Annotated in this window: 8 protein-coding genes and 1 tRNA gene; 7 read left to right on the plus strand and 2 right to left on the minus strand. The window is 57.7% G+C overall.

The genetic code is table 11. The features are described 5' to 3' along the window. Window positions 1-36: 36 nt before the first annotated feature. Window positions 37-2,124 carry an elongation factor G gene (gene fusA / locus RISK_RS10480; protein ID WP_047814245.1) on the minus strand — a complete coding sequence of 696 codons (2,088 nt, stop codon included), beginning with the start codon at window positions 2,122-2,124 and terminating at the stop codon, window positions 37-39. Between the two features lie 301 nt (window positions 2,125-2,425). Here fusA and RISK_RS10485 point away from each other — a divergent pair, with 301 nt between their 5' ends. Beyond that, entirely contained in the window at window positions 2,426-3,325 is a 900-nt protein-coding gene (locus RISK_RS10485; RefSeq protein WP_047814246.1) for a purine-nucleoside phosphorylase, read from the plus strand. A gap of 1 nt (window position 3,326) precedes the next feature. Continuing rightward, window positions 3,327-4,058, plus strand: coding sequence for a tributyrin esterase (locus RISK_RS10490; protein ID WP_047814287.1), 732 nt, complete (start codon window positions 3,327-3,329; stop codon window positions 4,056-4,058). Between the two features lie 740 nt (window positions 4,059-4,798). On the opposite strand, the gene RISK_RS10495 is transcribed toward RISK_RS10490, so the two are convergent. Continuing rightward, complete coding sequence (locus tag RISK_RS10495) at window positions 4,799-5,968, minus strand: vWA domain-containing protein (RefSeq protein ID WP_047814247.1); 1,170 nt, start codon at window positions 5,966-5,968, stop codon at window positions 4,799-4,801. A 141-nt stretch (window positions 5,969-6,109) separates the two neighbouring features. Here RISK_RS10495 and metK point away from each other — a divergent pair, with 141 nt between their 5' ends. The 5 genes from metK to RISK_RS10520 all read left to right on the plus strand — a co-directional run bounded on the left by metK (window position 6,110) and on the right by RISK_RS10520 (window position 9,931). Beyond that, window positions 6,110-7,297: a methionine adenosyltransferase gene (gene metK, locus RISK_RS10500; RefSeq protein WP_047814248.1), complete on the plus strand. Its 1,188-nt coding sequence runs from the start codon at window positions 6,110-6,112 to the stop codon at window positions 7,295-7,297. 34 nt (window positions 7,298-7,331) lie between these two features. Continuing rightward, window positions 7,332-8,186, plus strand: coding sequence for a metallophosphoesterase family protein (locus RISK_RS10505; RefSeq protein WP_047814249.1), 855 nt, complete (start codon window positions 7,332-7,334; stop codon window positions 8,184-8,186). A 90-nt stretch (window positions 8,187-8,276) separates the two neighbouring features. Next, a tRNA-Arg gene (locus tag RISK_RS10510) sits at window positions 8,277-8,350 on the plus strand. 130 nt (window positions 8,351-8,480) lie between these two features. Then, the gene (locus tag RISK_RS10515; RefSeq protein WP_053061136.1) at window positions 8,481-8,975 is read left to right on the plus strand and encodes a hypothetical protein; all 495 of its coding nucleotides are present in this window, start codon (window positions 8,481-8,483) and stop codon (window positions 8,973-8,975) included. After that, a complete protein-coding gene (locus RISK_RS10520) occupies window positions 8,969-9,931 on the plus strand; it encodes a GmrSD restriction endonuclease domain-containing protein (RefSeq protein ID WP_053061137.1) in 963 nt (320 codons plus the stop codon). Before RISK_RS10515 ends, RISK_RS10520 begins: the two co-directional genes overlap by 7 nt. Window positions 9,932-10,225: the final 294 nt, after the last annotated feature.

A 10,225-nucleotide genomic window follows, 5' to 3' on the forward strand; every position in this document is an offset into this window, starting at 1 on the left:
GCGTGGTTTTCGGTTCATTTGAACTGGCAGGGTGGCTTAGCGAGCGCCGGCCAATTCTTCTTTCTTGCGTTCCGCAATGATCTCTTCTTGGATGTTCGACGGGGTCTGACGGTAGGCCGCCAATTCCATCGTGAACGTTCCTTGACCTTGAGTCATGCTGCGAAGGTCAGTGGCGTAACCAAAGGTTTCTGCCAAAGGAACTTCTGCACGGATGACGGTCATGCCTTCGTTGGTATCGTTGCTGGTCATCAGACCACGACGACGAATCACGTCACCAGTCACGGTTCCTTGGAAGTCTTCTGGCACTTCGATTTCCACGCTCATGATCGGCTCGAGCAACTTCGGAGCAGCTTGCTTGAAGTACTCGCGGAAGCAACCTTGAGCAGCCGTGTAAAAGGCTTTTTCGCTGGAGTCAACATCGTGGTAGCTACCGTCGAGCAGCTCGATGCGGGTTCCCACGACGGGATACTCAGCGATTGGGCCTTTCCCCAGGATATCGCGGAAGCCTTTTTCAACAGCCGGGATGTACTGCTTTGGAATCCGTCCACCAACGACCTTTTCTTCGAACTCGAAGCTGTCTTCGCTTTCCGATTCGATCGGGATCAGCTTGCCAACGATGTGAGCGTACTGACCTGAACCACCGGTTTGCTTCTTGTGCTTGTAGTTGAAGTCGACTTCTTTGGTCGGGCTTTCGCGGTAAGAAACCTTGGGAGCACCGACTTCGATTTCGACGCCGTATTCACGACGAATGCGTTCGATGTAGATTTCCAGGTGCAACTCACCCATGCCCGAGATCAAGATCTCGTTGGTTTCTTCATCGGTGTAAACGCTGAACGTTGGGTCTTCCTTGCGGAAGCGTTGCAACGCCTTGCTCATCTTGTCGCCATCGCCACGGTTGAGTGGGTTGACGGCGATCTTGATAACGGGCTCTGGCACGAACATCGATTCCAACGTCGCGTAATCGCGCTCGCTGCAATAAGTGTCCCCGGAGGCACAGTCGATGCCCATCACGGCGATGATGTCGCCGGCGCTGGCTTCGTCAATTTCCTCTCGTTTTTCACTGTGCATTCGCACGATCCGGCTGAACCGTTCTTTCTTGGTCGAACGTTGGTTCGTGTAGGCCTCGCCCTTCTTGATCGTGCCTTGGTAGATACGCATGAAGGTCAACTGACCAAACGGATCTTCGGCGATCTTGAAGGCCATTCCGACGAAAGGCTTTTCCGGATCGGGAGCCAATTCGATCTTCTTGTCTTCGTCGGAAGGGTCGCGACCGTAAATTTCACGATCCAGCGGGCTGGGCAAGTACTCGGTGACGGCGTCGAGCAAGGGCTGAACACCTTTGTTCTTGTACGCACTGCCCATGTAGACTGGGGTCGCACCGTTCAGGACGGCCTGACGCATGACCTTGTAGATCATGTCCTTGGGCACTTCTTCTTCACTGAGCAACAATTCCATCACTTCATCGCTGTAGTTGGACAACGAATCCAACATCGCGACGCGTGACTCTTCCGCTTCGTCTTTCAAGTCCGCTGGGATTTCGCCAGTGACAACCTTTTCGCCTTGGTCGCCTTCGAACGTGTAGGCCACCATTTCGATCAGGTCGACGACGCCACGGAAGTTTTCTTCCGCACCGATTGGAATCTGAGCCAGGAAGGCATCGGCACCAAGTTTCTCGCGCAGTTGCTCAACCACGCGTCGGGGGTTGGCACCGGTGCGGTCCATCTTGTTGATGAACGCCAAGCGAGGAATTTGGTATCGCTTCATTTGACGGTCAACGGTGATCGACTGGCTTTGCACACCACCGACACTGCAAAGAACCAACACCGCACCATCGAGAACACGCAGCGAACGTTCCACTTCGACGGTGAAGTCAACGTGGCCGGGCGTGTCGATCAAGTTGATGTGATAACCCTTGTGCGTCACGCTGGTCGCGGCACTGGTGATCGTGATCCCACGTTCTTTTTCCAGTTCCATGTGATCCATCGTCGCGCCGTCACCACCACCACGAACATCTTCGATCTTGTGAATCCGACCGCTGTAAAACAGGATCCGTTCGCTCAGAGTGGTCTTGCCCGAGTCAATGTGGGCACTGATACCAATGTTTCTGATTTTCTCCAAATTCATAATACTTCACCTAAGCGCGACCAATGCGGCGGTTCCAAGCACGCCCGTCGACACCACTGACATGGATGTCGCAGAAATTCCGGGTGGATTTGGAGGGTGGCCGACGAATCGTCAAAAATTGTTGGGGGGTGTAGACTGGCAATACCGGGAATCGCCCGGACATCCGTTTCGAATCTCGCCAAGAAATCGAACGGAAATATCGCAAAGGTGGCCCCGATCGGGAACCCCAAAACGAATCAGGCGCAATCTTTGCTCGTCTTTGCGTACGGATCTTCCCTGACATTGGATTTTTGAAACGATTTTGCCCGCCAACTTCAACCATTCCGCCGTCCCCCACTCGCCTCCCGATTTCTCCGAATCGCTGGCGGCTCTGCGAGCGAAATCCCCGGTTCTGACTGAATCTTCTAAACCGCCCCTGGGAGTCGTGCTGGGCAGCGGATTGGGGGGACTCGCCGATGCGATCGAATCCCCCACTGTCATCCCCTACGGCGAGATTCCAGGGCTGGCCGCGTCCACTGCTGCCGGGCATCGAGGCGAATTCATTGTGGGGCACTTGGCGTCGCGGCCAATCATCGCGATGGCCGGCCGACTGCACGTTTACGAGGGACACTCGCTGCCAGACGTCACTCGGCCCGTCGCTCTGATGGCGGGCATCGGAATCAGCGAACTGGTCGTCAGCTGTGCGGCAGGCGGGCTGAATCCCGGTTTTTCAGTCGGCGATCTCGTCCTGCTCGACGAACACAGCAGTTGGTTGGATGGCAAACTGGGAGCACCGCCGACCCTGTTTCAGGCGGCCGAATGCCCGGCGCCCGAACAAGCCTCCGCGACGGGTTGGTTCCGCCGACACCTGAGCACCTGCGATCCACAACTGGATCAAATCGCTCACCAAACCGCTCGCAAACACGGGTTCCGACTTCGCCGCGGGATGTACCTGGCCGTCAGCGGGCCGAACTACGAAACGCGGGCCGAGTGCCGGATGATGCGGGGCCTGGGAGCGGACTTGGTCGGCATGAGCACCGTCCCAGAGATCCTGTGTGCCTCCTCGGCGGGCGTTCGTACACTGGGAATTTCAGTCGTCACCAACCTCGCGCTGCCTGACGCCCCGGTGACCGCGGATCACGCGGATGTCTTGGAGGTGTGCGAGCGGGCCGCCAACCGGTTACAACAAATCGTCCGAGCGATTGCCACCCATGGAGCGTGACGTGACGAAGGAACCCCATCAGCCCGATCATTCTTGGGACATTTCCAACCTGTCCGATGCCGAATTGCGATCGGCCATGCAATCGATTCCCTGTCAAACCGACCCAGAGGCTCCCGCGCCACTGGTCGAGTTGACCGGCCTGCATGGCCAGCACTCTGCCATGATGCGTTGCGAAACGCCGCTGCGTTTCCAGGCCGCTGGCGACCTCGGTGACTACGCGTTCGCGTTTTGTCGCGATGCGGACGTTCGCCTGGACGGCAACGTCGGCCACGGCGCAGGCGACGGAATGAGACGCGGTGTGGTCCTGATCACTGGCAATGCGGGCTGCGGATTGGGATCGGCGATGACCGGCGGAACCCTGGCCGTCTACGGCTCGGCAGGCGACCGCGTCGGTGCGGCAATGCGTGGCGGCAGCATCTTTGTTCGTGGAAGCGTCGGCGATGACACCGGTGCCGGAGCCCTGGGCGGCACGATTGTGGTCGGGGGAGACGCGGGCAAACGACTGGGCGATGGACTGAACAACGTGACCGTTTTCCTGCGTGGCAAGGCGGAATCCTTGGCCCCCGGTGTGATCGAGGCTCCCCTGAGAAAGCGTGAGGAGGTCCGCCTGGGATTGCTGCTGATGGGAGCCTCGATTCGCGGCTCAGCCTCCGAGTTTCGACGCATCATTCCCCAAGCACGCCTGGACGCCGAAGAAGCAGGTGCCGGTGAAATCCGCCCGAACTGGCGCTAGAAGCGGCCCCGCTCTCACTCTGGTTAGCCCGATTTCGCCCCCCATCAAACCGTAGCCGGAGTCGCCAGACTTCGGTCTCCTGCAAACCAGCCTGTTGATAATGGCACAAGGTGCCAGCCACATTCCAAGCCCCTCACAACGCCTTAATAACCCCGCCCGCGCAGAGGTCGTGCAGCTTTTAAGCATCGTGCCAGTAGCGCCTTAGCACCACATGAACAACAAGTGACGTAGCGGAAGGGCGCGAGCCCTCCGGTTCCTCACCGAGCGACTTGCGCCACACCGCTAACATCGTCGCTTGTTGTTCACGCGTTGCTTAAGAACCCCGCCCGACGAAGTTGGGAGGGGTCGGAAAACGAGCGTTCAGCGAGATTTCCGGGGGAGGGCCATCCGCGCCGTTTCCCCTGCTCAGCCTCCTCCCTCGCGTACGCCTGAACGGCGTCGCTCCCCCCCAAACTTCGTTTCAGGAGAGGTGTTCCAATGCAGAAACCCGCCAAAACGCGGTCTCAGTAAACGGCACGACCTCTGCGCGAACAGGGGGCCTGAATGTCCTTTCAGAGTAGAACATTTGTCCCAAGATGTTTGCGTGACGGGTTGGTTTCGTCGAGCAGTGTGACGCGAACGTTTGAAAGGGGACTTGGGTGCGATGAGGCTTGGCGATGGAAGGCTGCCCGACGGAACAGTTGAGGACAACTGTTCTACTCGGCTGCACGACCTCGGAAGCGGATTGGAAAACGATTCCCTCAGCCGCCTGAGATCACATCCAAGTAGCGATACCCGCCGCGATTCTGACGTGCGATTTCTTTCATGAACGAATTCGCGGGCTCCGGGCCCGAGCCGAACTGGATCGCATGGATCACCGTGCCGGCTTGCTCCGCTCTCCGGCGGATGTCCGCCATCTGTTCCGCGTTCATCGTTTGAATTGACGCATCGGTCAAAAAAAAGATCGCGTCCGGCGCCAATCGCAACGCCATCCGCAATGCCAACTGGTGCTCGGTGCCGCCGATCGCCACCGTCCGCTGGACAAACGCCTCGGCCAGTTTGCGATTGCCTTCTTCACCCAAAACCAAACCGCTGGACTGCCCATCGGGTGAAAACGCCTTGGGGCGATCATTGTAAAAGATGACCTGAAACTGCTGGCGCTCACTCAACGTTTGCAAACTTCGAATCAATTCTTGCTTGGCCGCTCGCAAAGGCTTTCCACCGGAAGCGGACATGCTCTCGCTGTGGTCGAACACATACACAAACGCGCTGCCGGATCCCGAAACACCAAACACGGAGGTGGTCGTTTGACCAGCCCCTTCGCCTGCGCGTGTCGTACCGGGAACCAATTCACCGGTGCCCAACTGATCCGCGGTCTTGCCGTCGCCAAACTGCAGCACGCCTTCGACGCCGGTCCCCTCGGACTCGCCCGCTGCCACACCGCGACGCGTCATCTCGGCAAACAAACCGTCCAAATCCACGGGCGGCACAAAGCCCGCAGGCGGTGCCGACGCGGGCGAAGCACTCGACTGAGACTGCTCCGCATCGGTCGAATCGACGGACTTGGATCGTTCGTCGACTGGTCGATCCGAGGGGTTTGCGGTCGCGGCGTCAGACTCTTCCGCTGAATCTTCGGTGACATAAAGCGTTCGGTCCGGCATCCGGTAGGCCATCGCCACACCGACACTGGTCGTCGGCTGGTCGATCGTCCCCGCCGATCGAGATTGCACCCAGCCAAAAATCGAGCCAATCAAAATCAGGTGAACCAAACAGGAACCAACCAGCGGCCAAGTCGAGACGGTCGGCCGCTGCCACGGTGTCTCGACGGCAGGCAGGTTGCCCGGGACACGACTGCCGCGCGGACGATTGGATCCTGGTCCGTCGGAATCCCCGGCGTTCGTGTTCGGTTCGTGAGGACGTGAGGAAGCCATGGCAGCTCAGGAGCGATTCTTTTCCGTTATTTGTGCCGCTTTGCGCCGTCGTGACCAGACTTTACGCTATGGGGCACGTCGCGGGAGGAAACCAATTTCCAACGGCGATCATTTTCGTCTGTTTTCCCGGAGATCAGTGTAGTGAGTAACGAATCAGGCCGTTTTCTTTTCACCAGTGAATCGGTCAGCATGGGCCACCCCGACAAGCTGGCGGACCGAATTTCCGACAGCATCTTGGATGCACTGTTGGCCCAAGATCCCAACAGCCGTGTCGCTTGCGAAACGCTGGTCACCACCGGGTTGGCCGTCATCGCCGGTGAAATCTCTTCCAAAGCTGACGTCGACTACGAAAAAATTGTTCGCGACACCATCGTCGCCGTTGGCTACGACGATCCCGACATCGGAATCGATGGCAAAACCTGCGAAGTGCAAATCCGCTTGGACGCCCAAAGCCCCGACATCGCGCAAGGCGTGAACTCCGACGAAGCCTCGGGCAAAGACATCGGTGCGGGCGACCAAGGCCTGATGTTCGGCTACGCCTGCAAAGACACGCCTGAATTGATGCCCCTGCCGATCGCGTTGTCGCACCGCATCATCAACCGCATCACCGAAGCTCGCTTCAATAAAGAAGTCGACTGGTTGCGTCCTGACAACAAAAGCCAAGTCACGGTCGAGTACGAAGGCAATCGCCCGGTTCGCATCGAAGCCGTCGTCGTCAGCGCTCAACACGGCCCCGACGTTTCGCACGATGAAATCGAAAAGTTCGTGATCGAAAACGTCGTCAAACCATCCATCCCTGCCGAGCTGGACAAGGGCGACATCAAGTACCACATCAACCCAACCGGCAAATTCATCATCGGTGGACCTCACGGCGACTGCGGTTTGACCGGTCGCAAGATCATCGTCGACACCTACGGCGGCTGGGGCCGTCACGGTGGTGGTGCCTTCAGTGGCAAGGACTCGACCAAGGTCGACCGCAGTGCTGCCTACATGGCTCGCTACGTTGCCAAGAACATTGTCGCCGCAGGCCTTGCTGAACGCTGCGAAGTTCAACTGGCTTACGCGATCGGAGTGACCGAACCTGTCAGCGTTCACGTGGACACCGAAGGCACCGGCACGATCGACGACGCCAAACTTTGCGAACTGATCCGAGAGCACTTCCCGTTGACTCCCGGTGGCATCATCGATCACTTGCAACTGCGTCGTCCCGTGTTCGTTGAAACCACTGCCGGTGGCCACTTCGGTCGCGAAGGCGATGGCTTCACTTGGGAAAAGACTGACAAAGCGGAAGCCTTGGCCGAAGCCGCTGGTGCCACCGCCACCGCCTGAGGTTTCGTCTTTCCCAAGTCGTTGCAACGTCTCCTTGAATCAGCCTCTTCGCCGAATCGCGTGGATCACCGACCCACACTTTGACCATGCCAAACTGGATGTTTGGCAGTCGTGGACTGCAAAGCTGCTGGACCTGGATCCCGACGCGATTCTGATCACGGGCGATTTGTCCGAGGGAGACGATGTTGCCTACCAATTGCGATGCCTGGCCGAAACTCTGAATCGGCCGATTCATTTCGTGCTCGGCAACCATGATTTCTACGGCAAATCGATCGCGTCCACGCGGCGTGATCTGATCGCTCTGTGCCGTGACGTTCCACAGCTGACCTACCTCACCGATCACCCTGCCGTGACGCTCAACGCATCCACGGTTTTGATCGGTGACGATGGCTGGGGCGATGCGACGGAGGGCGATTACGCAGGCTCCATTGTGCGTCTGAACGACTTCCAACTGATCGAAGACTTTCGCACCAGCAACCCGGATAGTTGGCAGTCCTTGCTGAACGCCGAGGGCAGAGCCGCCGCGGACCGGATCGCTGAAAAGCTCCGCAATCTGCCCGATGAGATCACGCAAGTCTTGATCGCCACGCACGTGCCGCCATTCCGCGAAGCGTGTTGGTACGAAGGCCAAACGACCGACGACAACTGGGCCCCCTTCTTCGTCTGCGGGCAACTCGGCCGAGTTCTTCGAACCGCGGCCGAACAAGCCCCCAAGCGCAAGCACGTTGTCCTGTGTGGTCATACGCACCACGACGGAGTGGCCCAGATGACGGACAACCTCGTCGTCCACACCGGTTTTTCACGCTACGGCAGTCTGGAAATCGAGTCGATGCTCTCGATCGAAGAGGATATCATTGAACTCTCACGTCCCACCATTTGCTTCCCATGACAACGGGCACCAGCGTCCTGTTGGTTTCCAAACGATCTTCCAGCCCCGCGGTCAGCAACGTAGACTCAAGCAGCAAATTGTCACCCACTCGCCCTCGTAGCTCAGCTGGATAGAGCAGCGCATTCCTAACGCGCAGGTCACAGGTTCAAATCCTGTCGGGGGTACTGAAAACAGCCTTGTAAGTCTTTGTCGAATCACCATTTACGGTGTTACCGCCTTTTGGCGTGCGACTCATTTCCACCGAGTTTTAGGTAATCCATACCCAAAAACTCTTTTTTGAATGAGGAACGCACCATGGGACGCCCCAAAAAGGCAATGCCGGAATACCGGTTCCACGTTTCCGGTCAGGCCGTCGTCACGCTCAGTGGCAAGACGTTTTACTTGGGTCAGCACAATTCACCGGAGAGCCGCGCGCGTTACCTGTCGCTCTTGCAGACATACAACGAGAACGGACTTCGGATGCCCGATGATGTCCCGACTCAGCAGAAAGAGACCGTTCTGACCGTGGAGTGTGTCACCGCAGAGTTCCGGGAGTACGCCGAGAAGAAGTACACAAACAACAAGTCGCACCTGAACCGGATGCTGAACCTCTGCAACCTGCTCGATGATGAGTACGGAAACACGCCTGCGGCAGAGTTCGGACCACGGAAGCTCTCTGCGATACGTGACCTCTTCGTCGCCTCTGGCAACAGTCGCAGCTACTCCAACTGCCAGACCCGCAACATTGCCTACATCTTCAAGCATGCCGTCAGTCGCGAACTGGTGCCCGCAACGGTCGGCGAATGCTGATCCGGTCAACCACCAAAAGCTACAACAAACTGATCGCCGAACTAATCCGCGAGCTCGGATCATCGGACCGTGAGAAGATCGGTGATGCGATCGAGCAGTTCTTGCTTTCGCAGAAAAGTAACAGTCGATATTGGCCTGACGACGGAGAGGTTTTGGAGCAGCTGAAAGTGCTACCGGGCTATCGACGACTCGGTCGCGGTCGTTTGCGGATGGTGCTGGAAGCTGTCGAAGATCATCTTCGCGGCTGGACCAATGGCAAATCCGGATTAGGCGGCGAAAGAGTTGCCCGTAGCAAGCTCGCCATTGAACACGTCATGCCGCAAAAGTGGGCCACTCATTGGCCACTTCCAGCGGGACCGCGTGCAGAAGGCGAGAGAGAAGCGTTGATCCACACGCTTGGCAATTTGACACTACTGACTTCGCGATTGAACTCGAAGGTTTCCAACGGTCCGTGGACTAGCGATGGTGGCAAGCGCCAAGGTTTGGAAATGCACGACGTATTGGTAATGAACCGGGAATTGCGGAAGGGTTCAGAAACCGAATGGACCGAGTCAACGATTCGTGCTCGGTCGGAGGAACTTGCCAATCGAATCATCGAAGCCTGGCCAACGCCGGAGGGATACAAGTCAGGCTTTGCCGCCGAAACAGTCCGCCCACGTCACCGTGTCGAATTGAGCGACTTGGTGAGTGCTGAGTTTCTCAAGCCCGGTGCCAAGTTGGTCCCCCGATCGAAGAAATTTCGCGATCAGGTCGCCGTGGTTCTCTCCGACGGGCGCATCGAATGGAATAACCAGTTCTTCTCGAGTCCATCACTTGCTGGCAAGGCGATCACCGGCCGTGTGGCTGTCAATGGTTGGTACTTTTTCCTGGTCGAAGGCGAGAAAGAGCGCTCGCTGAAAGATTTGCGAATCCGCTATCTCGAAGCCATCTCAGCCGATCCAGAAGACGATGAATAGAGAGCGGTCTCGGAGTCTCTCTCTGCATCGCCGGTTTGCGTTAAAGAGACCTGACAGGGTAGGCCAGCAGTTGCATTGGCCTTTGGCGTTAAATCACGGGCACTCGCTGTTCGCGGATACCCGAAAAGGCTCCTCGAACCCAACGCTCTCCGGAAAGAGCTTCGGTTTGGTGAACGCTCTAACGCATTGTGTTCAAAGGGGCTACAGTCCGTTGGGTTCGGCCAAAGGGTTTTGCGGTCGTGACACTCGTGAAATTTGGAACCGTTGGCTAATGGTGGAGTGTTAACCGGAGAA

It is taken from the genome of Rhodopirellula islandica, assembly GCF_001027925.1.
In the GTDB taxonomy this organism is placed as follows: domain Bacteria; phylum Planctomycetota; class Planctomycetia; order Pirellulales; family Pirellulaceae; genus Rhodopirellula; species Rhodopirellula islandica.